The organism is Xylophilus sp. GW821-FHT01B05 (assembly GCA_038961845.1).
Lineage (GTDB): Bacteria > Pseudomonadota > Gammaproteobacteria > Burkholderiales > Burkholderiaceae_C > Xylophilus.
Genome location: CP152408.1, coordinates 737,480 through 760,210 on the forward strand (window position 1 = coordinate 737,480; position 22,731 = coordinate 760,210).

The window sequence follows — 22,731 nt, forward strand, 5'->3', positions numbered from 1 at the left end:
CACGCACGCAGGCGCGCGCTGCAGGACAATCGCCCCACCATGACCCTCACCGAACTCAAGTACATCGTCGCCGTGGCCCGCGAGAAGCACTTCGGCAAAGCGGCCGAAGCCTGCTATGTCTCGCAGCCCACGCTGTCGGTGGCGATCAAGAAGCTCGAAGAGGAGCTGGAGGTCAAGCTGTTCGAGCGCAGCGCCAACGAAGTGGCCGTCACCCCGCTCGGCGAAGAGATCGTGCGCCAGGCGCAAAGCGTGCTCGAGCAGGCCGCCGGCATCAAGGAAATCGCCAAGCGCGGCAAAGACCCGCTGGCCGGCGCGTTGACCCTGGGCGTGATCTACACCATCGGCCCCTACCTGCTGCCGGACCTGGTGCGCCAGTCCATCCACCGCACGCCGCAGATGCCGCTCATGCTGCAAGAGAACTTCACCGTCAAGCTGCTGGAGATGCTGCGCACCGGCGAGATCGACTGCGCCATCATGGCCGAGCCCTTCCCCGACACCGGCCTGGCCATGGCCGCGCTGTACGACGAGCCCTTCTTCGCCGCCGTGCCCAGCACCCACCCGCTGGCCGCGCGCAAGGAAGTCACGGCCGAAGAGATGAAGAGCGAGACCATGCTGCTGCTCGGCACCGGCCACTGCTTTCGCGACCACGTGCTGGAGGTCTGCCCGGAATTCGCGCGCTTCTCCAGCAACGCCGAAGGCATACGCAAGAGCTTCGAGGGCTCCTCGCTGGAAACCATCAAGCACATGGTCGCCGCCGGCATGGGCGTGACCCTGGTGCCGCGCCTGTCGGTACCCAAGGGCGCGCTCGACCCCAAAGGCCGCCGCCGCAAGGCCGACGACGAGCCGCACGTGCACTACATCCCCTTCGCCGGCACCCCGCCCATGCGCCGCGTCGTGCTGGCCTGGCGCCGCAGCTTCACCCGCTACGAGGCGATCGCGGCGCTGCGCAATTCGATCTATGCGTGCGAGCTGCCGGGGGTGGTGCGGCTGTCGTAGCGAGTTCGTCTCGCCTTCCATCTGAAAAAGTCTGGCGCCTGTCGGACGGCTTGAGTTTGAAACATTTGTTCACATAGGATGCGGCCCCTGAATACGGGATGGAGCCGCAATGACCTATGTAAAAAAATCAATGGCCAGTGTGATCGCACTGGCAATCCTGGCCGTGCCCCCTCATGCCTGGGCGCAGACCGAATCGGCCGAGCCCGCCGCTGTCGCGGCCATGCCGGCGCCGTCTGTGGATGAGGCTGTTCCGCAGGCCGCCGCTCCCTCCACCTTGGCGACAGCAGAGCCTGCGGCGCCGGAGACGGCCCCAGCGGCCGCTGGGGCCGTTCCCGCCGCACCTGAGCCCGAGGTTGTGGCCCTTGTCTCTCCGCGCATCAAGGTGACGTACTCCCGCGCCGACGGCAATGGGAAGGTCACCAAGGAAGAGATGGACATGCTGCGGGTCGTGCGCCCCAAGGAAACTCAGGCCGAGATCGGGAAGCAGGTCGTGCTTAACGTCGCCCTGGTGCTGCTGACCGGAGGCGCGGCCCTGAACGCCACAGGCTTCAGCAAGGAGGACCTCATGGGGGTGGACCCCGAAGGCGCCGTTGACACGGAGCGGCTCAAGAATCCGGGGCTGGTGCAGTTGCCGACCGTTCTGGAGCAACGTGTCACCGACTGGCTGGCTAGCCAGGACAAGACACGTGATCTGCAATGGAGCAAGGGCATGGTGGTCCACTCCGCAACATGGCGGCTGGTGTATGAGGCCTTGGATGGCAGCAGCGACGCCTACAAGCTGCAGTTCGTCGCGGGTGTCCACAAGGTCCGGGAGAACCCCTCGCTCTTCAGTGGCAGCGCGCGCAGTGCAAAAACATGCACCTATACCAGTGCGCCGCGGCCTATGAACGAGTGGAAAGAGGCTGACTACCAGGCCGTGGCCAACGAGGCTCCGCTGGCGGCTGACTATTGCGCCAAGGAGTTCATGGCGCAGTTGCCCACCATGCTGGAACTGCAGTAGCACCTGCCCGCCCCAATCCCCGCGATAGATTCACGCTGTTGCGCCGCGTCATCCCGCACGGTTACAGTGGTTGGCACATTTTCTTTGTATCAACCGAGCGGAGCTGACATGGCCAAGACCAGTACCAAGACCAACAAGAGCAAATCCCCGATCACCGCAGCCCCGGCCGCTTCGGCCGGCAAGGTGCCGGCCAAGGGCGCGGCGCGGGTGGCGCCGTCTTCGGGTAGCAAGGGGGCGCCGCTGATCAACATCGGCATTGGCGAGCGCGACCGCGCAGCCATTGCCGAGGGCCTGTCGCGCGTGCTGGCTGATACCTACACGCTCTACCTCACCACGCACAACTTCCACTGGAACGTGACCGGGCCGCACTTCAACTCGCTGCACGCCATGTTCATGACCCAGTACACCGAGCTGTGGGGCTCGACCGACGTGATCGCCGAGCGCATCCGTGCGCTGGGCCATTACGCGCCGGGTTCGTATGCCGAGTTCAGCAAGATCGCCACCGTGGCCGACGTGCCGCAGAGCCCGCCCAAGGCGATGGAGATGGTGCGCATCCTGGTCAAGGGCCATGAAACCGTGTCGCGCATCGCGCGTGAATTCATCCCCGTGGCCGAAGAAGCCGGCGACGACCCGACCGCCGACATGCTGACCGCGCGCTGCACAGTGCATGACCAGACCGCCTGGATGCTGCGCTCGCTGCTGGAAGAGTAAGGTTTTTGTTGGCGCCAGCCTGTTTGGATGCTTGACGGGTGGCTCGGGGCACAATCGCGGGTCGTTTTCAATTCTTGCACCCGGGGCCCGCGCCCCGTCTTCTCCCCCCATGACCGCAATCGTGCCGCAGCGCAGCCGCCTCGGCCTCTACCTTGACCTGATCCGCTGGGACCGGCCTGCCGGCTGGCTGCTGCTGCTGTGGCCCACGCTGTCGGCGCTGTGGATGGCCAAGCGCGGCTTCCCGGGCTGGCATTTGCTGACCGTGTTCGTGCTGGGCACCTTCCTCATGCGCAGCGCGGGCTGCTGCATCAATGACGTGGCCGACCAGGAGTTCGACCGCCACGTCAAACGCACGGCGCAGCGCCCGGTCACCAGCGGCGCGGTGTCGGTGCGCGAGGCGCTGGTGCTGGCGGCGGTACTGGTGCTGGCGGCCTTCGGGCTGGTGCTGACCACCAATGCGCCGACGGTGGTGTGGTCTTTTGCGGCGCTGGCAATCACGCTGGTCTATCCCTATGCCAAGCGCCACGTGGCCATGCCGCAGGCGGTGCTGGGCGTGGCCTTCAGCGCCGGCATCCCGATGGCGTTCACGGCGATCCAGGGCAGTGAATCGTGGTTGTTCACCGCCATTCCGGGCGACGACGGCATGTTGCTGGCAGCACTTGAAGGCAGCGTGCCGGCGCTGGGCTGGTGGCTGGTGCTGGGCAACTTGTTCTGGGTGCTGGCCTACGACACCGAATACGCCATGGTCGACCGCGACGACGACCTGCGGATCGGCATCCGCACCTCGGCCATCACCCTGGGCCGCTTCGATGTGCCGGCCATCGTGCTGTTCTACCTGCTGTTTTTGGGCATCTGGACGGTGGCGCTGCAGCCCTATGCGCTGGGGCCGATGTTCCATGCGGCCATTGGGATCGCGCTGGTGCAGGTGTTCTGGCACTGGAGCCTGATCCGCCGCCGCACGCGCGAGGGCTGCTTTCATGCGTTCCGCGTGAACCACTGGCTGGGGCTGACGGTGTTTGCGGGGATTGCGGCCGGCTTTGCATTGCAGAAGTCGGCGGCTTAGCGCCGACTTTTGCTCAGCCAGCTCCGTTCTCCCTGAAGCGGGGTTCTCAGTCCAAGCCATCAAAGACGGCGTCATCCGGCCCGATGTGCGAGGGCGAACGCCAACCCGCATCGCGCATCGAGCGCGCCACCTGCTTCTCTACCCCCAGCAGCACCGCGAACAGCGCCATGCGCACGGGAATGCCGTTGTCGGTCTGGCGGAAGATGGCCAGGCGCGGGTCGTGGTTGAGGTCGGTGCTCAGGTCGTTGGCGCCGGGGCGGCCGTCGCGCGGCAGCGGGTGCATCAGGATGGTGTCGGGCTTGCAGACCGCGTCCACCAGCGCCTTGCGCACCTGGAACTCGGGCGTGTAGCCCTCGATCTCTTCGCCGGCAAAGCGCTCTTTCTGGATGCGCGTGGCGTAAACCACATCGGCGCCGCGCAGGCCTTCTTCCAATGACTGGGTCTGCTCGATCACATGGCCCTGGCGCGCCACCAGCTCCAGCAGGTAGTCGGGCATTTCCAGCGAGGGCGGCGCCACCAGTGTGAACTTGAGCCCGCGGTACAGCGCCAGCAGCCGGATCAGCGAATGCACGGTGCGGCCGTATTTCAGGTCGCCGACGATGGCCACGTGCGCGCCATCCACCAGCTTGCCCAGGCGCGAGAACTCGCGCTGGATGGTGTACAGATCCAGGATGGCCTGGCTCGGGTGCTCGCCCGGGCCGTCGCCGGCGTTGATCACCGGGATGTTGGTGGCGCGCGCAAATTCGGCGACCGAGCCTTGCTCTGGGTGGCGCACCACCAGCGCATCGACATAGCCGCTCATGACGCGGCTGGTGTCGTAGATCGACTCGCCCTTGGCCATGGACGAGAAGGTGAAGCCCGTGGTGTCGCAAACCGTGCCGCCCAGGCGGCAGAAGGCCGCGCCAAAGCTCACGCGGGTGCGCGTGCTGGCCTCGAAGAACAGGCTGCCCAGCACCGCGCCCTCCAGCACGCGCGACACCTTCTGGCGCCGGGCAATGGGCTGCATGACGTCGGCCACATGAAACAGGTCTTCCAGGCTGTCGCGGTCAAACTGCGCCACCGACAGCAGGTGCGGCCGGCCTTCGGCCGAGATGCGCTGGGCCAGCGAGCGCCCGTCCGCGCCGCTGGCCGAGCCGGCCGCGCCGCGCGCCTCGTGCACCAGGATTTCGGAGACGAACTTCTCGACCATCTCCGGCATGGCGCGCGACTCGTTCGAGTCGGCCGGCAGCAGCCAGGTGTCGAGTGCGCGGCGCCGCACGCCCAGGCGGTCAGAGAAGGCGTCGCGGGTGAGGTTGAGGCGACGCATGGCGTCGCGCAGAAAGTCTTGTTGGCTGCTCATGGCGGCGAAATATACGCCATGAGTTTTGGTTTTGCGCCTGAATTTACGCAGTGCGTACATTTTGGGGCGCTCAATCGATGCGCCTTAGGCCGTGTCAGGAACACCGCGGAACCGGCTTTGCCGGGCCGCTGGTGTTGCCCCCTGCAAGGGGGTTGGCGAAGACACGTAGTGCGTAGCCTGGGGGTGTGCCTAGATCTTCCCGAACTCGTCGCCGAGTTCTGCTGCGCGCGCGCGTGCTGCTTCCATCGCCCCGACAAACGCCGCCTTCACCCCCGCCGCCTCCAGCGCCGTCAGCGCCGCATAGGTGGTGCCGCCCTTGGAGGTGACGCGCTCGCGCAGCACGGCCGGCGGCTCGCTCGACTGGGCGGCCAGCGTGGTGGCGCCGCCAAAGGTGGCAATGGCCAGTTGCTGCGCCTGCGCGGCCGACAGGCCCATGCCGGTGCCGGCTTGCACCATGGCCTCGATGAAATAAAACACATAGGCCGGGCCCGAGCCCGACAGCGCGGTGACCGCGTCCAACTGCGCTTCTGCGTCCAGCCACAGCACCTGGCCGGTGGGGGCCAGCACTTCATCCACCAGGGCGTGGTCGGCGGCGGTGACGGCGCTGCGTGCAAACAGGCCGGTCATGCCCTGGCCCACCAGCGCGGGCGTGTTGGGCATGGCGCGCACGATGCGCTGGCTGCCCAGCCAGCCGGCGATGCTGTCGCTGCGGATGCCGGCGGCCACGCTCAGGTGCAGCGCCTGGGCGGCAAAGGGCGCCACGGCCTGCGCCGCTTCGCGGAAGACCTGCGGTTTCACCGCCCAGACCACCAGCGCGCAGTCGCTCAGGGACGCATCGGCGGTGGCCTGCGCGCTGACGCCGTGCTGCGCCAGCAGTTGCGCGCGGGTGGCCTCGAACGGTTCGACCACGCGGATGCGCGCCGCCGGCAAGCCCTGGCGCAGCAGCCCGCCGATCAGCGCGCTGGCCATGTTGCCGCCGCCGATGAAGGCGATGGATTGGTCGTGGAGGGCAGCGCTGGATGCGGTGGCAGTCGTCATGGTGCAGGGGCCTGTGGCAATGAAGAAGAGCAGGGCGGGCATTGTCGCGCGCCCGCGCCACGGCCTTTGCCGCCATCAACGGAAATTTAAAGAAAAAGTGGCTCTAGCCCAGGTGCAGCCTGGGCTATTAGCTATGGTTTTTGAATGAGCCTTGAGTATCCACGGTGCGGGGCGCGCCCCGCAGCGCACGAAGCCGACGGGCCGCGGAGCAGGCCACGCGCAGACATCCGCGGAACCGGCTCTGCCGGGCCGCTGGATGTGCCCCCTGCAAGGGGGTTGGCGAAGACACGAAGTGCGAAGCCTGGGGGTCAGCCCAAAGTCGCCTGGCGCACGGCATGCTCCCAGTGCTGCATGCGTTCCTGCGCCAGGGCCGGTGCCAGCTTTGGCTCGAAGCGCTTCTCCGCCCGCCACAGCTCGGACAGCTCGGCCGTACTGCCAAACACGCCACTGGACAGCCCCGCCAGGTAGGCCGCGCCCAGCGCCGTGGTTTCCACCACGGCGGGCCGCACCACGGGCACGCCCAGCAGGTCGGCCTGGAACTGCATCAGCAGGTCATTCACGCAGGCGCCGCCGTCCACGCGCAGCTCGCGCACGGCGGGCACGCCGGCTGCGGCGGCGTCGCGTGCCATGGCCTGCAGCAGGGCGGCGCTCTGGAAGGCGATGCTCTCCAGCGCGGCGCGGGCGATGTGGGCCATGGTGCTGCCGCGCGTCAGGCCGGTAATGGTGCCGCGCGCATCGGGCTGCCAGTAGGGCGCGCCCAGGCCGGTAAAGGCCGGCACCAGCATCACGCCGCCGGCGTCGGGCACGCTCTCGGCCAGGGCTTGCACCTCGGCGCTGCCCTTGATGGCTTTCAGGCCGTCGCGCAGCCACTGCACCACGGCGCCGCCCACGAACACGCTGCCTTCCAGGGCAAATTCCGGCTGGGCCGTGGGCTGGGCGGCGCTGGTGGTGACCAGGCCGTTCTGCGAGGTCTGGAACACCGTGCCGGTGTGCATCAGCATGAAGCAGCCGGTGCCATAGGTGTTCTTGGCCATGCCGGGCGTGAAGCAGGCCTGGCCAAAGGTGGCGGACTGCTGGTCGCCGGCCACGCCGCCGATCGGGATGGCGTGGCCCAGCAGGTCGGTGCGCACCTCGCCAAAATGCGCGCTGGAGGGCAGCACCTCGGGCATCAGCGCACGCGGGATGTCGAGCGCGGCCAGCAGTTCGTCGTCCCAGGCGTTGCGATGCACGTCGAACAGCATGGTGCGCGAGGCATTGCTTACGTCCGTCACATGCCGCGCGCCGCCGGTGAGCTGCCAGATCAGCCAGCTGTCCACCGTGCCAAAGGCCAGATCGCCGCGCGCCGCCTGCTCGCGTGCGCCGGGCACCTGGTCCAGGATCCACTTGAGCTTGGTGCCAGAGAAGTAGGCATCTATGCGCAGCCCGGTGCGGGCCTGGATCTTCGGCTCCCAGCCGGCCTCGCGCAGGCGCGCGCATTCGGGCTCGGCGCGGCGGTCTTGCCAGACGATGGCGCGGTGGATCGGCTGGCCCGTGCGGCGGTTCCACACCACCGTGGTTTCGCGTTGGTTGGTGATGCCGATGGAGCGAATCGCTGCCGCACCAATGCCGGCCTGCTGCAGCGCCTCGCGCGCGGTGTCGAGCTGGGTCTGCCAGATCTGCGCCGGCTCGTGCTCCACCCAGCCGGGCTGCGGGTAGTGCTGCGGCAGCTCGCGCTGCGCCTGGGCGACGATGCGGCCGTGCTCGTCGAACACGATGCTGCGCGAGCTGGAGGTGCCTTGGTCAAGGGCAAGCAGGTAGGTCATGGTGAGAGTGAGTGTGCCCAAAGGGGCCGCGCGCGGCGGCGGGAATTTCCCGGTGGCGCGGGGTCAAGTCAGAGCGCTGTCCCAACGTACTTGGGCGTCAGCCAGCAAGGCAGGGAATGGATCAGGCGGCACCACGTCGGTAAACAGCCGGTCGATCTGCGACAGCTTGGCCAGCTCCACCATCGCCGGGCGGTTGAACTTGCTGCCGTCGGCTGCCAGCCAGACCTCGCGTGCCTGGCGGATGATGGTTTGCGCCACCTTGACCTCGCGGTAGTCAAAGTCGCGCAGCGTGCCGTCGGCCTCGATGCTGGAGATGCCGATCAGCGCAATGTCGACGCGGAACTGGCGGATGAAATCCACCGCCGCCTCGCCAATGATGCCCAGGTCGCGCGCCCGCACCGCGCCGCCGGCGACGATCACCTCGCAGCCCGGGTTGGCGCTGAGGATGGTGGCCACGTTCAGGTTGTTGGTGATCACGCGCAGCCCGGTGTGCTGCAGCAGCGCCTTGGCAATGGCCTCGGTGGTGGTGCCGATGTTGAGGATCAGCGAGCAGTCGTTGGGCACCTGCGCCGCCACCGCGCGCGCGATGCGCGCCTTGCCCTCGGCGTGCAGCGCCTCGCGCTGGCGGTGGGCGATGTTCTCTATGGTCGAGCCCGGCATGCGCACGCCGCCGTGGAAGCGCGCCAGCAACTGCGCCTCGGCCAGGCGCTGTACGTCGCGCCGCACCGTCTGCAGGGTGACGTCGAGCATCTCGGCCAGTTGCTCCACCGTCATCGAGCCGCGCGCGCGCACGGCCTCCAGCAGGCGGATCTGGCGGGGATTGGCGTTCACGTGGGCTGCGGGCATGTTGCTTTCTAACAAGGCGGTCACTGTAAATCGAAACAAAGCGAGCGAATTAAGGGAAAACTCTAGGTCAAAACGAAAATAAACGAACAAAAATCGCAGCACTTTCACAGGCAGCACCAGGCTGCAAGGGGCGCGGCCAGATGGGCAGAGGCGGACAAACAGTAAGCAGGGCAGGGCGGGCGCACGGCGCACGCGCTGGCCAGGCAAGGGGTATGCGGTGCATTTGAGCTTAGAAGGCATAGGCAAGACGGTCGGCGCCGAAACCTGGCTGCGCGGCATCACGCTGGCGCCCGTGCCCGGTGCCGTCACGGTGCTGTTGGGCGCCACCCAGGCCGGCAAGACCAGCCTGATGCGCATCATGGCCGGGCTTGATACGCCCACCACCGGCCGTGTGCTGGTCGATGGCCAGGACGTCACCGGCACGCCGGTGCGTGACCGCAACGTGGCCATGGTCTACCAGCAGTTCATCAACTACCCAACGCTGACGGTGGCCGACAACATCGCCTCGCCGCTCAAGCTGCGCGGCGACAAGGACATCGACGCGCGGGTGCGCGCCCTGGCCGACAAGCTGCACATCGGTATGTTCCTGGATCGCCTGCCGGCGGCCCTGTCGGGCGGGCAGCAGCAGCGGGTGGCGCTGGCACGCGCACTGGCCAAGGGCGCGCCGCTGATGCTGTTGGACGAGCCGCTGGTCAACCTCGACTACAAGCTGCGGGAAGAACTGCGCGAAGAGCTGTCGCAGCTGTTCGCCGCGGGCGACTCCACCGTCATCTACGCCACCACCGAGCCGGCCGAGGCGCTGCTGCTGGGCGGCTACACCGTGGTGATGGATGCCGGCGAGGTGCTGCAGTACGGCCCCACGCCCGAGGTCTTCCACCTGCCCGATTCATTGCGCGTGGCCAGTGCCTTCAGCGATCCGCCCCTGAACCTGATCAATGCCCAGGTCACCCCGGCCGGCGTGCAAGGCCCGGGCGGCCTGCTGCTGCCGCGCGCCGAGCGCCTGGCGGTGGACAAGGTCACGATCGGCCTGCGTGCCGGCGCCCTGCGCCTGGTGGCGCGCCCCGGCGACGTGGCCCTCACCGGCCAGGTCGAGCTGGCGGAAATATCGGGCTCCGACACCTTCGTGCACGTGGCCACTGCCGCCGGCGAGCTGGTGGCGCAGTTCACCGGCGTGCACCACTTCGCGCTGGGCGAGACGGTCACGCTGCAGTTGGACCCAGAGCAGGTCTACCTGTTCGACGCCACCACCGGCCGCCGCCTGGCCGCACCGCGCCGCGCACTGGAGAGCTGACATGGCCCGTATCGACCTCGACCTGGCGCATGCCTACCAGGACAACCCGCAGCAGGACAGCGACTACGCGCTGCTGCCGCTCAAGATGTCTTTCCGCGACGGCGGCGCCTATGCGCTGCTGGGCCCCTCGGGCTGCGGCAAGACCACCATGCTCAACATCATCTCGGGCCTGGTGGCGCCCTCGCACGGCACAGTGACCTTCGACGGCCGCGACGTGACGGCCGCCACGCCACAGCAGCGCAACATCGCCCAGGTGTTCCAGTTCCCGGTGATCTACGACACCATGACGGTGGCGCAGAACCTGGCCTTCCCGCTGCGCAACCGCAAGGTGCCCGAGGCGCAGATCAAGGCCCGCGTCGGCCAGATCGCCGAGATGCTGGAGATGAGCCACCAGCTCGACCAGCGCGCTGCCGGCCTGTCGGCTGACCAAAAGCAAAAGATCTCACTCGGCCGCGGCCTGGTGCGACCCGATGTCTCGGCCGTGCTGTTCGACGAGCCGCTGACCGTGATCGATCCGCACCTCAAGTGGCAGCTGCGCCGCAAGCTGAAGCAGATCCACCATGAGCTCAAGCTCACGCTGATCTACGTCACCCACGACCAGGTCGAGGCGCTGACCTTCGCCGAAGAAGTGGTGGTGATGACGCGTGGCCGCGCCGTGCAGGTGGGCACGGCAGACGCCTTGTTCGAACGGCCCGCGCATCGCTTCGTCGGCCACTTCATCGGCTCGCCGGGCATGAACTTCCTGCCCGTCACGGCCGACGCCCAGGGCTTGGAGCTGGCCGGGCGCCGCCTGCCGCTGGCGCGCAGCCTGCCAGAAGGCCCGCTGCTGCTGGGCATCCGCCCCGAGTACCTGGCGCTGGTGGGGCAAGACGCTGCAGGCAGCATGCCGGCCGTCGTCGAACGGGTGCAGGACGTTGGCACCTACACCTTGCTGACCGCGCGCATCGGCGAGCACGCCGTCAAGGCGCGCCTGCCCGCCGGCGCGGCCGCGCCGCAGGCGGGCAGCACGGTTGGCCTGCAGGTGCTGGGTGCGCATACCTGCTTCTATAAGAATGAGGAGTTGGTCTCGTGAGCACTACCACCAAGCCGGTCAACCAGAAGGCCTGGTTCCTGATCCTGCCGGTCATCATCTGCGTGGCCTTCTCGGCCATCCTGCCGCTGATGACCGTCGTCAACTATTCGGTGCAGGACATCATCTCGCCCGAGCGGCGGGTGTTCGTCGGCACTGAATGGTTCGCCTCGGTGATGCGCGACAGCGAGCTGCACGAGGCCCTGGTGCGGCAACTGCTGTTCTCGCTGTCGGTGCTGCTGGTGGAGATCCCGCTGGGCATTTGCCTGGCGCTGGCCATGCCGGCCCAGGGCTGGAAGTCTTCCGCCGTGCTGGTGCTGGTGGCGCTGTCGCTGCTGATCCCGTGGAACGTGGTCGGCACCATCTGGCAGATCTTCGGGCGCTCCGATATCGGGCTGTTCGGCCGCGCCATGGCCTGGCTGGGCATTGACTACAGTTACACCAGCAACGCCACGCAGGCCTGGCTCACGGTGCTGCTGATGGATGTCTGGCACTGGACGCCGCTGGTGGCGCTGCTGGCCTTTGCCGGGCTGCGCTCGATCCCGGATGCCTACTACCAGGCCGCGCGCATCGACGGCGCCAGCAAGTTCGCGGTGTTCCGCTACATCCAGCTGCCCAAGATGCGCGGCGTGCTGATGATCGCGGTGCTGCTGCGCTTCATGGACAGCTTCATGATCTACACCGAGCCCTTCGTGCTCACGGGCGGCGGGCCGGGCAATGCCACCACCTTCCTCAGCCAGTACCTCACGCAGAAGGCGGTCGGCCAGTTCGACCTGGGGCCCGCAGCCGCCTTCTCGCTGATCTACTTCCTCATCATCCTGCTGCTGTGCTTCATCCTCTACAACTGGATGCAGCGCGTAGGCACCGCCAGCCAGGAAGGAGCCGGCCATGAGTGAACAACGGCGCTTCAAGAAGCGCACCCTTTTCCTGATCGCCTACCTGGTGTTCGCCCTGTTGCCCATCTACTGGATGGTCAACATGAGCTTCAAGACCAACAGCGAGATCCTGTCGAGCTTTTCGTTCTTTCCCCAGCACTTCACCTGGGATAACTACAAGACCATCTTCACTGATGAGTCCTGGTACTCGGGCTACATCAACTCGATGATCTACGTGGCCATCAATACCGTGATCTCGGTGTCGGTGGCGCTGCCGGCGGCCTATGCGTTCTCGCGCTACAGCTTCATCGGCGACAAGCACGTGTTCTTCTGGCTGCTGACCAACCGCATGACGCCGCCGGCGGTGTTCTTGCTGCCCTTCTTCCAGCTCTACACCACCGTGGGCCTGATGGACACGCACATCGCCGTGGCGCTGGCGCATCTGTTGTTCAACGTGCCGCTGGCAGTGTGGATTCTGGAGGGCTTCATGAGCGGCATCCCGCGCGAGATCGACGAGACAGCCTACATCGACGGCTACTCCTTCCCGCGCTTCTTCCTCACCATCTTCCTGCCGCTGATCAAGGCCGGCGTGGGTGTGGCGGCTTTCTTCTGCTTCATGTTCAGCTGGGTCGAGCTGCTGCTGGCGCGCACGCTGACCAGCGTCAACGCCAAGCCCATCGTTGCCACCATGACCCGCACCGTGTCGGCCTCCGGCATGGACTGGGCCACGCTGGCTGCCGCCGGCGTGCTCACCATCGTGCCGGGCGCGGTCGTGATCTGGTTTGTGCGCCACTACATCGCCAAGGGCTTTGCCATGGGGAGGGTTTGATCATGTTTGAGTGGATGGCCTGGACCACCCCAGTCGCGGTGTTTTTTACCTGCATCGTGCTGATGCTGATCGGCATGACGGTCTGGGAGATCAAATCCCCGACCACGCTGCGCCGCGGCTTTCTGCCGATCGCCACCACGCGGGGCGATCGCCTGTTTATCGGCCTGTTGGCGGCGGCCTATCTCAATCTCGCCTTCGTCGGCATGGCCGGCCATATCGCCGAATGGTTCAGCCTGGCCGAGGAGCCCTCGATCTGGATCAGCTTCATCGCGTCCATGGGGCTGTTGGCGCTGGTGCTGCGCAAAGGGTAGTCAAGCGGCATGCCGGCTCCCCGCTCCCCGGGGCCGGCAGCCATCACAAGGTCAGCAGGGGACATCCACCAATGAGGAGACAGTCATGAAGATGCGTTACACGGCCCTGGCGTTTGCCGCGGCGGCGATCGTGGCAGGCCAGGCCGCTTGGGCTGGCGAGCCGGAGGCCAAGAAATGGATCGACAGCGAGTTCCAGCCGTCGACCCTCAGCAAAGACCAGCAGATGGCCGAGATGAAGTGGTTCATCGATGCCGCCAAGAAGCTGCAGGCCAAGGGCGTCAAGGAGATATCGGTGGTGTCCGAGACGCTGACCACCCATGAGTACGAATCCAAGACCCTGGCCAAGGCCTTCGAGGAAATCACCGGCATCAAGGTCAAGCACGACCTGATTCAAGAGGGCGACGTGGTCGAGAAGCTGCAGACCTCGATGCAGTCGGGCAAGTCGATCTATGACGGCTGGATCAGCGACTCCGACTTGATCGGTACCCACTACCGCTACGGCAAGATCATGTCGCTGACCGACTACATGGCCGGCGCGGGCAAGGAGTGGACCAATCCTGGCCTGGACGTGAAGGACTTCATCGGCACCAGCTTCACCACCGCCCCGGACGGCAAGATGTACCAGTTGCCGGACCAGCAGTTCGCCAATCTGTACTGGTTCCGCGCCGACCTGTTCGCGCGCCAGGACCTCAAGGACAAGTTCAAGGCCAAGTACGGCTACGAGCTGGGCGTGCCGCAGAACTGGAGCGCTTACGAAGACATCGCCGACTTCTTCAGCAATGACGTCAAGCAGATCGACGGCAAGCCCATCTACGGCCACATGGACTACGGCAAGAAGGACCCGTCGCTGGGCTGGCGCTTCACCGACGCCTGGCTGTCCATGGCTGGTTCTGCCGACAAGGGCCTTCCCAATGGCCTGCCGGTGGACGAATGGGGCATCCGCGTGGCCGACGACAAGTGCACGCCGGTGGGTGCCAGTGTCTCGCGCGGCGGTGCCACCAATTCGCCTGCCGCCGTCTATGCGCTCACCAAGTACATCGACTGGATGAAGAAGTACGCGCCCAAGGAAGCCATGGGCATGACCTTCGGCGAGTCGGGCCCGGTGCCCGCGCAAGGGCAGATCGCGCAGCAGGTGTTTTGGTACACGGCGTTCACGGCCGACATGATCAAGCCGGGGCTGCCAGTGGTGAATGCCGACGGCACGCCGAAGTGGCGCATGGCGCCTGGCCCGCACGGCCCGTACTGGAAGGAGGGCATGCAGAACGGCTACCAGGACGTGGGCTCCTGGACCTTCTTCAAGGACCACGATCCGAACCGCGTGGCCGCCGCCTGGCTCTACGCCCAGTTCGTCACGGCCAAGACCACCTCGCTGAAGAAGACGCTGACTGGCCTCACGCCGATCCGTGAATCCGACATCCGCTCGCAGGCCATGACCGACGCCGCGCCCAAGCTCGGCGGCCTGGTCGAGTTCTACCGCAGCCCGGCGCGCGTGGCCTGGACACCGACCGGCAACAACGTGCCTGATTACCCCAAGCTGGCCCAGCTCTGGTGGAAGAATGTGGCCACGGCCGTGACTGGCGAGAAGACGCCGCAGGGCGCCATGGACAATCTGGCCGAGGAAATGGACCAGGTCATGGCACGCCTGCAGCGCGCCGGCATGGCCTATTGCGCGCCCAAGCTCAATCCCAAGGGCGACCCCGCCAAGTGGCTGAGCGACCAGCAAGCACCCTGGAAGAAGCTGGCCAACGAAAAGCCAAAGGGTGAGACAGTGGCCTATGACAAGCTGCTGCAGGCCTGGAAGGATGGCAAAGTCCGTTAAAGCGCCCTGGTTGCCGGACCGCCCCCTGCGGGTGGTTCGGTGGCAGGGGAAATGGCCCTGCCGGGGCCGCCTATGACCTGAGGGAGCAGATGTGCACCTGTCCGGCCCTGCCAGGATGCGAACAGCCCACAATGACCGACGTTTCACCTCTTCCCACGCCGCGCGCCGCCCTGGTGGCGCAACTTGCCGAAGACCGGCACTATGACTTGGCCGTTGTCGGCGGCGGGGCCACGGGCCTGGGCGTGGCGCTGGATGCCGCCGCACGTGGCTTTTCCGTCGTGCTGCTGGAGTCCCATGATTTCGCCAAGGGCACGTCCTCGCGCGCTACCAAGCTGGTGCACGGCGGCGTGCGCTACCTGGCCCAGGGCAATGTGGCCCTGGTACGCGAGGCGCTGCACGAGCGCGCCACCCTGCTGGCCAATGCACCGCACCTGGCGCAGCCGCTGGCCTTTGTCATGCCCTCTTACCGCTTCTGGGAGACACCGTTCTACGGCGTCGGCCTGAAGCTCTATGACGCGCTGGCCGGTAAATCCGGCCTGGGCGCCACCGAATTCCTGGGCCGCGAGGCCACCCTGGCGCGCGTGCCCGGCGCCCAGCCCGCAGGCCTCAAGGGCGGCGTGCAGTACTGGGATGGCCAGTTCGACGACGCGCGCCTGGCGCTGGCGTTGGCGCGTACGGCCGCCGCGCGCGGGGCCTTGCTTATCAATTACTGCGCTGTGACCTCCCTGGTGCATGAGGCCGGCAAGGTGGCCGGCGTAGTGTGCGAAGACCGGGAAACCGGGCGCTCCTATACGGTACGGGCGGGCTGTGTGGTGAATGCCACCGGTGTCTGGGTCGACACCCTGCGCCAGCAGGACGGCGCCGACACCGGCCGCCCGGTAAGGCCCGTGGTGGCGCCCAGCCAGGGCGTGCACCTGGTGGTGGACCGCAGTTTCCTGCCGGGCGACCATGCCCTGCTGGTGCCCAAGACCGCAGATGGCCGCGTATTGTTTGCCGTGCCCTGGCTCGGCAAGGTGATCCTCGGCACCACCGACACCCCGCGTGAGGACTTGGCGCGTGAGCCGCGTCCGTTCGAAGAAGAAATCGCCTTCATCCTGGGCGAGTCGGCCCGCTACCTGCGGCGCGCCCCGACCCGGGCCGATGTCCTCAGCTGCTGGGTCGGCCTGCGCCCCCTGGTCAAGCCGCAGGGCGACGACGGCGAGAACACCAAAGCCATCAGCCGCGAACACACGGTACTGGCCAGCCCTAGCGGCCTGGTGACCGTGACCGGCGGCAAATGGACCACCTACCGCGCCATGGCCGAGGACGTGCTGCAGCGCTGCTTCGATGCCAGGCTGCTGGCGGCACGGCCGGCCGGTGTCACGGCGCGCTTGCCTTTGGTTGGTGCGCCGCTCCCGTCCCAGGTACAGCACCGGATCAGCGATGCGCCCGGTCTGCACACTTACGGAGTGGAGGCGGCTGCCGTGGCGGCGCTGCCCGGCGCCGATGTCGAGCTGGCGCCCGGCCTGACCGAGGCCATGGTGCGCTTTGCCGTGCGCCACGAATACGCCCGCACGGTGGAAGACGTGCTGGCCCGCCGCTCGCGCCTGTTGTTCCTGGACGCCGCACTGGCGCTCAGCCTGGCGCCTCGTGTGGCGGCCCTGTTGCAGGAAGAAGGGCTGGCCGATCCGGCGACGGCTGACTTTGAGGTGTTGGCGCAACAGTACGCCACGCTCCAATCAGGCATTTGACAGCCCGAATTCTTTTTGCAATAATCGCGGGCTTCGCTCTAAAAGGGTGAAGTATCTGCCCACCTCAAGCGCCGCGAAATGGTTTTTCGGCGTGGACGACGGGCCCAAGACTGACCGGACTTTCGGATTGCCTTCATGGCGCCGGCCTTCCAGTACAAGTTGGGAATATAGAAATGATCCAGACAGAATCCCGGTTGGAAGTCGCCGACAACACCGGCGCAAAGTCCGTGCTGTGCATCAAGGTGCTCGGCGGCTCCAAGCGTCGCTACGCGAGCGTGGGCGACATCATCAAAGTGAGCATCAAAGAAGCTGCTCCGCGCGCCCGCGTCAAAAAGGGCGAGGTCTACAGTGCCGTGGTGGTTCGCACCGCCAAGGGCATTCGTCGCGGCGATGGCTCCCTCGTTAAGTTCGACGGCAATGCCGCCGTGCTGCTCAATGCAAAGCTGGAGCCCATTGGCACCCGCATCTTCGGACCGGTGACGCGCGAGCTGCGCACCGAAAAGTTCATGAAGATCGTGTCCCTGGCTCCTGAAGTTCTCTGAAGGACACGCCATGAACAAGATTCGCAAGGGCGACCAAATCATCGTGCTCGCAGGGCGCGACAAGGGCAAGCGCGGCACGGTGTCGCTGCGCAAGGACGATTCGCACGTGATCGTCGACGGCATCAATGTGGTGAAGAAGCACACCAAGCCGAACCCCATGAAGGGCACCACCGGCGGCATCGTCGAGAAGTCCATGCCGATCCACCAGTCCAACGTGGCGATCTTCAATGCCGCCACCGGCAAGGCTGATCGTGTGGGCATCAAGCTGCAGGCTGACGGCAAGCGCGTACGCGTCTTCAAGTCCAGCGGCGAAGAAATCAAGACCGCCTGAGGGGTATACACATGGCACGTCTCCAACAACACTACCGCGAGAAGGTCGCGCCTGAACTCATCGAGAAGTTCGGCTACACCTCTCCGATGCAGGTTCCCCGTCTCACCAAGATCACGCTCAACATGGGTGTGTCCGAGGCGGTTTCCGACAAGAAGGTCATGGATAACGCCGTGGCTGACCTGACCAAGATCGCAGGCCAGAAGCCCGTCGTGACCAAGGCCAAGAAGGCTATCGCTGGTTTCAAGATCCGCGAAGGCCAGGCCATCGGTTGCATGGTCACGCTGCGTGGCGTGCAGATGTACGAATTCCTGGACCGCTTCGTTACCGTGGCTCTGCCGCGTGTACGTGACTTCCGTGGTATCTCCGGTCGCGCTTTCGACGGCCGTGGCAACTACAACGTCGGCGTCAAAGAACAGATCATCTTCCCTGAGATCGAGTACGACAAGGTTGATGCCCTGCGCGGCCTCAACATCAGCATCACCACGACGGCCAAGACCGATGAAGAAGCCAAAGCGCTTCTCGCCGGCTTCCGTTTCCCGTTCAAGAACTGAGGTGTCGTGTGGCTAAAGTAGCTTTGATCCAGCGCGAACTGAAGCGCGAAAAACTGGCAGCCAAGTACGCGACCAAGTACGCCGAACTGAAGGCAGTCGCCAACGATGCCAAGCGCAGCGACGAAGAGCGTCATGCAGCCCGCCTGGGCCTGCAGAAGCTCCCGCGCAACGCAAACCCTACGCGTCAGCGCAACCGTTGCGAACTGACCGGTCGCCCGCGTGGCACCTTCCGTCAATTCGGCTTGGCTCGCGCCAAGATCCGTGAACTGGCTTTTGCTGGCGACATCCCCGGTGTCACCAAGGCCAGCTGGTAAGCAGGCAGGAGAGATTCAACATGAGCATGAGTGATCCCATCGCCGACCTGCTGACCCGTATTCGCAATGCGCAAATGGTGGCCAAGCCCACCGTTTCCGTGCCGTCTTCCAAGGTGAAGATTGCCATCGCGCAAGTGCTGAAGGACGAAGGTTACATCGACGGCTTCCAGGTCAAGACCGAGGGCAACAAGTCCGAAATCGAGATCTCCCTCAAGTACTACGCCGGTCGTCCGGTGATCGAGCGCATCGAGCGCGTGAGCCGTCCTGGCCTGCGCGTGTACAAGGGCCGTGATTCCATTCCCCAGGTCCAGAACGGCCTGGGCGTCGCCATCGTCACCACCCCGCAAGGCGTGATGACCGATCGCAAGGCTCGCGCTACCGGTGTCGGCGGCGAAGTGCTTTGCTACGTGGCTTAAAGCAGGCATTGAGGAGAAACTGAAATGTCCCGCGTAGGAAAAATGCCGGTCGCCATCCCACAAGGTGTGGATGTGTCGATCAAGGATGACCAGATCAATGTCAAGGGTACGGGCGGCACGCTGTCGCTGGCCGCCCATGCACTGGTCAAGGTCTCGAGCCAGGACGGCAAGCTGAGCTTCGCCCCTGCGAACGAGTCGCGTGAAGCCAATGCCATGAGTGGCACCTTCCGCCAGCTCGTGAACAACATGGTCGTTGGCGTGAGCAAGGGCTTCGAAAAGAAGCTGTCGCTGATCGGCGTGGGCTACAAGGCCCAGGCTCAAGGCGCCAAGCTGAACCTGACGGTCGGCTACTCGCATCCGGTCAACGTGGATATGCCTGCTGGCATTACCGTGACCACGCCGACCCCGACCGAAGTCGTGATCAAGGGCGCCGACCGCCAACGCGTCGGCCAGATCGCTGCGGAAATCCGCGCGATTCGCCCACCTGAGCCCTACAAGGGTAAGGGCATCCGTTATTCGGATGAGAAGATCACGATCAAGGAAACCAAGAAGAAGTAAGGAGCTGCATCATGTCCTTGACCAAAAAAGAGCAGCGTCTCCGTCGTTCGCGCCAAACCCGCATCCGTATTGCGACGCAAGGTGTGGCACGCCTGACGGTGAACCGTACCAATCTGCACATCTACGCCAGCGTGATCTCTGGCGACGGCGCTACGGTGCTGGCCAGCGCTTCGACGGCGGAAGCCGACGTGCGCAAGTCGCTCGGCGGCGCAGGCAAGGGCGGCAATGCCGCTGCTGCCATCATCATCGGCAAGCGCATCGCTGAAAAGGCGAAGGCTGCAGGTGTCGACAAGGTCGCTTTCGACCGTGCCGGTTTCGCCTACCACGGCCGCGTGAAAGCGCTGGCCGATGCCGCCCGCGAAGCGGGTCTGCAGTTCTAAGCGCAGGACGGAATACATCATGGCTAAATTTCAACCCAAGGTGCAAACCGAAGGCCAAGACGACGGTTTGCGCGAGAAGATGATCGCGGTCAACCGCGTGACCAAAGTCGTTAAGGGCGGCCGTATCCTCGGCTTCGCTGCACTGACTGTGGTCGGCGACGGTGACGGTCGCGTCGGTTTCGGCAAGGGCAAGTCCAAGGAAGTGCCCGCAGCTGTGCAAAAAGCGATGGAAGAGGCGCGCCGCAACCTGAAGAAGGTCGCACTGAAGAACGGTACGCTGCATCACCAGGTGACGGGTCACCATGGCGCAGCCAACGTGTTCCTGGCACCAGCCCCCAAGGGTACCGGCATCATCGCCGGCGGCCCGATGCGCGCTGTGTTCGAAGTGCTGGGCGTGACTGATGTCGTTGCGAAGAGCCATGGCTCTTCCAACCCTTACAACATGGTCCGCGCAACCTTTGACGCTCTGACGAAGGCGACGACCGCCTCGCAAGTGGCAGCCAAGCGCGGCAAGTCGGTTGAAGACATCTTCACCGCCTGACCGGAGTATCGAAATGACGACGCAACAAACCGTCAAGGTGCAACTGGTGCGCAGCCCCATTGGCACCAAGGAATCGCACCGCGCCACCGTTCGTGGCCTGGGCCTGCGCAAGCTCAATAGCGTGAGCGAACTGCAGGACACGCCCGCAGTGCGCGGCATGATCAACAAGATCAGCTATCTGGTCAAAGTGCTCTAACAGAGGCAAGACATGGAACTCAATGGCATCAAGCCGGCCGCAGGCGCCAAGCACGCGAAGCGTCGCGTCGGCCGCGGCATCGGCTCCGGCCTCGGCAAGACCGCTGGTCGCGGTCACAAGGGTCAGAAGTCCCGTTCGGGTGGCTACCACAAGGTCGGCTTCGAAGGCGGTCAAATGCCGCTGCAACGTCGCTTGCCCAAGCGTGGCTTCAAGTCGCAGACGCTGAAGTACAACGCTGAAGTGACGCTGACGGCACTCGACCAGCTCGGCCTGGCCGAAGTGGATGTGCTCGCACTGAAGCAGGCTGGCCTGGTTGGTCAACTGATCAAGGTGGTGAAGATCATCAAGACAGGCGAACTGACCAAGGCTGTGAAGCTGACGGGTGTTGGTGCGACCGCAGGTGCCAAGGCTGCTATCGAAGCAGCTGGCGGCAGCGTGGCCTGAGCCTTACTTCTCTTCCGCAACCGTTGAAAGACATCCGCAGTGGCTACTAGCGCAGCAACTCTCGCAAAGACCGGCAAGTTCGGCGACCTGCGTCGTCGGCTGGTGTTTCTGCTGCTTGCGCTGGTGGTCTACCGCGTCGGCGCTCACATTCCGGTTCCCGGCATTGATCCGGCGCAGCTCCAGCAGCTGTTCCAGGGCCAGCAGGGCGGCATCCTGAACCTGTTCAACATGTTCTCTGGTGGGGCGCTGTCGCGTTTCACCGTGTTTGCCCTCGGCATCATGCCGTACATCTCGGCTTCCATCATCATGCAGTTGCTTGGCTATGTATTGCCCAGCTTCGAGCAGTTGAAGAAGGAAGGCGAGGCCGGTCGGCGCAAGATCACGCAGTACACCCGCTATGGCACGCTAGGCCTCGCACTGTTCCAGTCCTTCAGCATTGCTGTGGCACTGGAAAGCTCTGCAGGGCTGGTGCTGAACCCTGGTTTTGGCTTCCGCCTGACTGCGGTGGTCAGCCTGACGGCTGGCACGATGTTCCTGATGTGGCTGGGTGAGCAGATCACCGAGCGCGGGCTGGGCAATGGCATCTCGATCCTGATCTTTGCAGGTATCGCGGCCGGTCTGCCGAACGCGGTGGGTGGCTTGTTGGAGCTGGTGCGAACCGGTGCCATGAGCGTGCTGGTGGCGATCTTTATCGTGCTGGTCATTGCTCTGGTGACCTACTTCGTGGTGTTCGTTGAGCGTGGGCAGCGCAAGATCCTTGTGAACTATGCGCGGCGCCAGGTGGGCAACAAGGTCTATGGTGGCCAGTCGTCGCATCTGCCGCTCAAGCTGAACATGGCTGGCGTGATTCCGCCGATCTTCGCGTCGTCGATCATCCTGCTGCCGGCTACCGTCGCGAATTGGTTCAGCACGGGTGACTCCATGCGCTGGTTGAAGGACATCTCTGGTGCCCTGACGCCTGGCCAGCCGATCTATGTGCTGCTGTATGCAACGGCTATCGTCTTTTTCTGCTTCTTCTACACGGCCCTGGTCTTCAACAGCCGGGAAACTGCCGATAACCTGAAGAAGAGCGGCGCGTTCATCCCGGGCATCCGCCCAGGCGATCAAACCGCACGCTACATCGACAAGATCCTGGTTCGGCTGACGCTGGCCGGTGCGGTGTACATCACCTTTGTCTGTCTGCTGCCCGAGTTCCTGATCCTGAAGTACAACGTGCCGTTTTATTTCGGCGGCACATCGCTACTGATCATCGTCGTGGTGACCATGGATTTCATGGCCCAGGTTCAGAACTATCTGATGTCCCAGCAATATGAATCGCTACTCAAGAAGGCAAATTTCAAGACTGGCGGTTGATGTTGCATGGTGAAGGACGGTGTCTTTCAGATGCAGGGAGAGGTGGTCGAAAATCTGCCTGACGCGACTTTCGCGGCAGGTTGAAGACGGTCATATTGTGTTGGGTCACATCTCGGGAAAGATGCATGTGTGTTACATACGCATCCTGCCCGGCGACAAGGTGACGGTGGAGTTAACGCCCTACGACTTGTCGCGGGCCCGTATTGTGTTCCGCGCCAAGTAAGTCGGAACGAACCATGAGTTTTAGGAGAATGCAATGAGAGTTTCGGCTTCGGTCAAGAAAATGTGCCGTAACTGCAAGATCATCCGCCGCAAGGGTGTGGTACGTGTGATCTGCACCGACCTGCGCCACAAGCAGCGTCAAGGTTGAAGAGTTTTAGAGGACG

27 protein-coding genes and 1 pseudogene are annotated in these 22,731 nt (G+C 64.9%); 24 read left to right on the top strand and 4 right to left on the bottom strand.

The window, feature by feature from the left end; translation table 11 throughout:
• Nucleotides 1-39 precede the first annotated feature (39 nt).
• The 4 genes from AAFF27_03525 to AAFF27_03540 all read left to right on the top strand — a co-directional run bounded on the left by AAFF27_03525 (nt 40) and on the right by AAFF27_03540 (nt 3,770).
• The gene (locus tag AAFF27_03525) at nt 40-996 is read left to right on the top strand and encodes a LysR substrate-binding domain-containing protein (GenBank protein ID XAH24275.1); all 957 of its coding nucleotides are present in this window, start codon (nt 40-42) and stop codon (nt 994-996) included.
• A gap of 109 nt (nt 997-1,105) precedes the next feature.
• Nucleotides 1,106-1,996, top strand: coding sequence for a hypothetical protein (locus tag AAFF27_03530; protein XAH24276.1), 891 nt, complete (start codon nt 1,106-1,108; stop codon nt 1,994-1,996).
• Nucleotides 1,997-2,104: 108 nt separating this feature from the next.
• Nucleotides 2,105-2,707, top strand: a complete 603-nt coding sequence (locus tag AAFF27_03535) for a Dps family protein (protein XAH24277.1) — start codon at nt 2,105-2,107, stop codon at nt 2,705-2,707.
• 109 nt (nt 2,708-2,816) lie between these two features.
• Complete coding sequence (locus tag AAFF27_03540; GenBank protein ID XAH24278.1) at nt 2,817-3,770, top strand: 4-hydroxybenzoate octaprenyltransferase; 954 nt, start codon at nt 2,817-2,819, stop codon at nt 3,768-3,770.
• Between the two features lie 46 nt (nt 3,771-3,816).
• On the opposite strand, the gene AAFF27_03545 is transcribed toward AAFF27_03540, so the two are convergent.
• The 4 genes from AAFF27_03545 to AAFF27_03560 all read right to left on the bottom strand — a co-directional run bounded on the left by AAFF27_03545 (nt 3,817) and on the right by AAFF27_03560 (nt 8,780).
• Nucleotides 3,817-5,109 (bottom strand): aspartate carbamoyltransferase, encoded by a 1,293-nt coding sequence (locus AAFF27_03545; protein ID XAH24279.1) that lies wholly within the window; start codon nt 5,107-5,109, stop codon nt 3,817-3,819.
• 189 nt (nt 5,110-5,298) lie between these two features.
• Nucleotides 5,299-6,147 carry a pyrroline-5-carboxylate reductase gene (gene proC / locus AAFF27_03550; protein ID XAH24280.1) on the bottom strand — a complete coding sequence of 283 codons (849 nt, stop codon included), beginning with the start codon at nt 6,145-6,147 and terminating at the stop codon, nt 5,299-5,301.
• A gap of 308 nt (nt 6,148-6,455) precedes the next feature.
• A complete protein-coding gene (gene glpK, locus AAFF27_03555; protein ID XAH24281.1) occupies nt 6,456-7,949 on the bottom strand; it encodes a glycerol kinase GlpK in 1,494 nt (497 codons plus the stop codon).
• Between the two features lie 63 nt (nt 7,950-8,012).
• Nucleotides 8,013-8,780, bottom strand: coding sequence for a DeoR/GlpR family DNA-binding transcription regulator (locus AAFF27_03560; protein XAH26150.1), 768 nt, complete (start codon nt 8,778-8,780; stop codon nt 8,013-8,015).
• A gap of 232 nt (nt 8,781-9,012) precedes the next feature.
• Between AAFF27_03560 and AAFF27_03565 the strand changes: the two genes are divergently transcribed.
• From AAFF27_03565 to rpmJ, 20 genes and pseudogenes are all read left to right on the top strand, one after another.
• Entirely contained in the window at nt 9,013-10,086 is a 1,074-nt protein-coding gene (locus AAFF27_03565; GenBank protein XAH24282.1) for an ABC transporter ATP-binding protein, read from the top strand.
• A 1-nt stretch (nt 10,087) separates the two neighbouring features.
• Nucleotides 10,088-11,158, top strand: coding sequence for an ABC transporter ATP-binding protein (locus tag AAFF27_03570; protein XAH24283.1), 1,071 nt, complete (start codon nt 10,088-10,090; stop codon nt 11,156-11,158).
• Nucleotides 11,155-12,051, top strand: coding sequence for a sugar ABC transporter permease (locus tag AAFF27_03575; protein ID XAH24284.1), 897 nt, complete (start codon nt 11,155-11,157; stop codon nt 12,049-12,051). Before AAFF27_03570 ends, AAFF27_03575 begins: the two co-directional genes overlap by 4 nt.
• The gene (locus tag AAFF27_03580; protein ID XAH24285.1) at nt 12,044-12,859 is read left to right on the top strand and encodes a carbohydrate ABC transporter permease; all 816 of its coding nucleotides are present in this window, start codon (nt 12,044-12,046) and stop codon (nt 12,857-12,859) included. Before AAFF27_03575 ends, AAFF27_03580 begins: the two co-directional genes overlap by 8 nt.
• A gap of 2 nt (nt 12,860-12,861) precedes the next feature.
• Entirely contained in the window at nt 12,862-13,170 is a 309-nt protein-coding gene (locus AAFF27_03585) for a DUF2160 domain-containing protein (protein XAH24286.1), read from the top strand.
• 85 nt (nt 13,171-13,255) lie between these two features.
• Nucleotides 13,256-14,989, top strand: a complete 1,734-nt coding sequence (locus tag AAFF27_03590; GenBank protein XAH24287.1) for an ABC transporter substrate-binding protein — start codon at nt 13,256-13,258, stop codon at nt 14,987-14,989.
• A 131-nt stretch (nt 14,990-15,120) separates the two neighbouring features.
• Nucleotides 15,121-16,719, top strand: coding sequence for a glycerol-3-phosphate dehydrogenase/oxidase (locus AAFF27_03595; GenBank protein XAH24288.1), 1,599 nt, complete (start codon nt 15,121-15,123; stop codon nt 16,717-16,719).
• Nucleotides 16,720-16,892: 173 nt separating this feature from the next.
• The gene (gene rplN, locus AAFF27_03600) at nt 16,893-17,261 is read left to right on the top strand and encodes a 50S ribosomal protein L14 (GenBank protein ID XAH24289.1); all 369 of its coding nucleotides are present in this window, start codon (nt 16,893-16,895) and stop codon (nt 17,259-17,261) included.
• A gap of 10 nt (nt 17,262-17,271) precedes the next feature.
• Nucleotides 17,272-17,592: a 50S ribosomal protein L24 gene (rplX, locus tag AAFF27_03605; protein XAH24290.1), complete on the top strand. Its 321-nt coding sequence runs from the start codon at nt 17,272-17,274 to the stop codon at nt 17,590-17,592.
• Between the two features lie 11 nt (nt 17,593-17,603).
• Complete coding sequence (gene rplE / locus AAFF27_03610) at nt 17,604-18,143, top strand: 50S ribosomal protein L5 (protein XAH24291.1); 540 nt, start codon at nt 17,604-17,606, stop codon at nt 18,141-18,143.
• Nucleotides 18,144-18,151: 8 nt separating this feature from the next.
• Nucleotides 18,152-18,457, top strand: coding sequence for a 30S ribosomal protein S14 (gene rpsN / locus AAFF27_03615; protein XAH24292.1), 306 nt, complete (start codon nt 18,152-18,154; stop codon nt 18,455-18,457).
• A gap of 20 nt (nt 18,458-18,477) precedes the next feature.
• Nucleotides 18,478-18,873 carry a 30S ribosomal protein S8 gene (gene rpsH / locus AAFF27_03620; protein ID XAH24293.1) on the top strand — a complete coding sequence of 132 codons (396 nt, stop codon included), beginning with the start codon at nt 18,478-18,480 and terminating at the stop codon, nt 18,871-18,873.
• Between the two features lie 24 nt (nt 18,874-18,897).
• Nucleotides 18,898-19,431 carry a 50S ribosomal protein L6 gene (gene rplF / locus AAFF27_03625; protein XAH24294.1) on the top strand — a complete coding sequence of 178 codons (534 nt, stop codon included), beginning with the start codon at nt 18,898-18,900 and terminating at the stop codon, nt 19,429-19,431.
• An 11-nt stretch (nt 19,432-19,442) separates the two neighbouring features.
• Nucleotides 19,443-19,811 (top strand): 50S ribosomal protein L18, encoded by a 369-nt coding sequence (rplR, locus tag AAFF27_03630; protein ID XAH24295.1) that lies wholly within the window; start codon nt 19,443-19,445, stop codon nt 19,809-19,811.
• Nucleotides 19,812-19,830: 19 nt separating this feature from the next.
• On the top strand, nt 19,831-20,352 hold the full coding sequence (gene rpsE, locus AAFF27_03635; GenBank protein ID XAH24296.1) for a 30S ribosomal protein S5: 522 nt from the start codon (nt 19,831-19,833) through the stop codon (nt 20,350-20,352).
• Nucleotides 20,353-20,365: 13 nt separating this feature from the next.
• On the top strand, nt 20,366-20,548 hold the full coding sequence (gene rpmD / locus AAFF27_03640) for a 50S ribosomal protein L30 (GenBank protein XAH24297.1): 183 nt from the start codon (nt 20,366-20,368) through the stop codon (nt 20,546-20,548).
• Between the two features lie 12 nt (nt 20,549-20,560).
• Entirely contained in the window at nt 20,561-20,992 is a 432-nt protein-coding gene (gene rplO / locus AAFF27_03645) for a 50S ribosomal protein L15 (GenBank protein ID XAH24298.1), read from the top strand.
• A 39-nt stretch (nt 20,993-21,031) separates the two neighbouring features.
• Nucleotides 21,032-22,345: a preprotein translocase subunit SecY gene (secY, locus tag AAFF27_03650; protein XAH24299.1), complete on the top strand. Its 1,314-nt coding sequence runs from the start codon at nt 21,032-21,034 to the stop codon at nt 22,343-22,345.
• A 6-nt stretch (nt 22,346-22,351) separates the two neighbouring features.
• A pseudogene (gene infA, locus AAFF27_03655) lies at nt 22,352-22,568 on the top strand (translation initiation factor IF-1).
• Between the two features lie 33 nt (nt 22,569-22,601).
• Nucleotides 22,602-22,715: a 50S ribosomal protein L36 gene (gene rpmJ / locus AAFF27_03660; protein XAH24300.1), complete on the top strand. Its 114-nt coding sequence runs from the start codon at nt 22,602-22,604 to the stop codon at nt 22,713-22,715.
• Nucleotides 22,716-22,731: the final 16 nt, after the last annotated feature.

Coding starts and splice junctions, on each gene's coding strand:
- rpmJ (XAH24300.1), top strand. CDS start 22,602: ATGAGAGTTTCGGCTTCGGTCAAGAAAATGTGCCGTAACTGCAAGATC.
- rpmD (XAH24297.1), top strand. CDS start 20,366: ATGACGACGCAACAAACCGTCAAGGTGCAACTGGTGCGCAGCCCCATT.
- rplR (XAH24295.1), top strand. CDS start 19,443: ATGTCCTTGACCAAAAAAGAGCAGCGTCTCCGTCGTTCGCGCCAAACC.
- AAFF27_03590 (XAH24287.1), top strand. CDS start 13,256: ATGAAGATGCGTTACACGGCCCTGGCGTTTGCCGCGGCGGCGATCGTG.
- glpK (XAH24281.1), bottom strand. CDS start 7,949: ATGACCTACCTGCTTGCCCTTGACCAAGGCACCTCCAGCTCGCGCAGC.
- rpsH (XAH24293.1), top strand. CDS start 18,478: ATGAGCATGAGTGATCCCATCGCCGACCTGCTGACCCGTATTCGCAAT.
- rplE (XAH24291.1), top strand. CDS start 17,604: ATGGCACGTCTCCAACAACACTACCGCGAGAAGGTCGCGCCTGAACTC.
- AAFF27_03535 (XAH24277.1), top strand. CDS start 2,105: ATGGCCAAGACCAGTACCAAGACCAACAAGAGCAAATCCCCGATCACC.
- rplN (XAH24289.1), top strand. CDS start 16,893: ATGATCCAGACAGAATCCCGGTTGGAAGTCGCCGACAACACCGGCGCA.
- AAFF27_03525 (XAH24275.1), top strand. CDS start 40: ATGACCCTCACCGAACTCAAGTACATCGTCGCCGTGGCCCGCGAGAAG.
- AAFF27_03580 (XAH24285.1), top strand. CDS start 12,044: ATGAGTGAACAACGGCGCTTCAAGAAGCGCACCCTTTTCCTGATCGCC.
- AAFF27_03530 (XAH24276.1), top strand. CDS start 1,106: ATGACCTATGTAAAAAAATCAATGGCCAGTGTGATCGCACTGGCAATC.
- rplF (XAH24294.1), top strand. CDS start 18,898: ATGTCCCGCGTAGGAAAAATGCCGGTCGCCATCCCACAAGGTGTGGAT.
- AAFF27_03540 (XAH24278.1), top strand. CDS start 2,817: ATGACCGCAATCGTGCCGCAGCGCAGCCGCCTCGGCCTCTACCTTGAC.
- AAFF27_03585 (XAH24286.1), top strand. CDS start 12,862: ATGTTTGAGTGGATGGCCTGGACCACCCCAGTCGCGGTGTTTTTTACC.
- proC (XAH24280.1), bottom strand. CDS start 6,147: ATGACGACTGCCACCGCATCCAGCGCTGCCCTCCACGACCAATCCATC.
- rpsE (XAH24296.1), top strand. CDS start 19,831: ATGGCTAAATTTCAACCCAAGGTGCAAACCGAAGGCCAAGACGACGGT.
- rplO (XAH24298.1), top strand. CDS start 20,561: ATGGAACTCAATGGCATCAAGCCGGCCGCAGGCGCCAAGCACGCGAAG.
- AAFF27_03595 (XAH24288.1), top strand. CDS start 15,121: ATGACCGACGTTTCACCTCTTCCCACGCCGCGCGCCGCCCTGGTGGCG.
- AAFF27_03545 (XAH24279.1), bottom strand. CDS start 5,109: ATGAGCAGCCAACAAGACTTTCTGCGCGACGCCATGCGTCGCCTCAAC.
- rplX (XAH24290.1), top strand. CDS start 17,272: ATGAACAAGATTCGCAAGGGCGACCAAATCATCGTGCTCGCAGGGCGC.
- AAFF27_03570 (XAH24283.1), top strand. CDS start 10,088: ATGGCCCGTATCGACCTCGACCTGGCGCATGCCTACCAGGACAACCCG.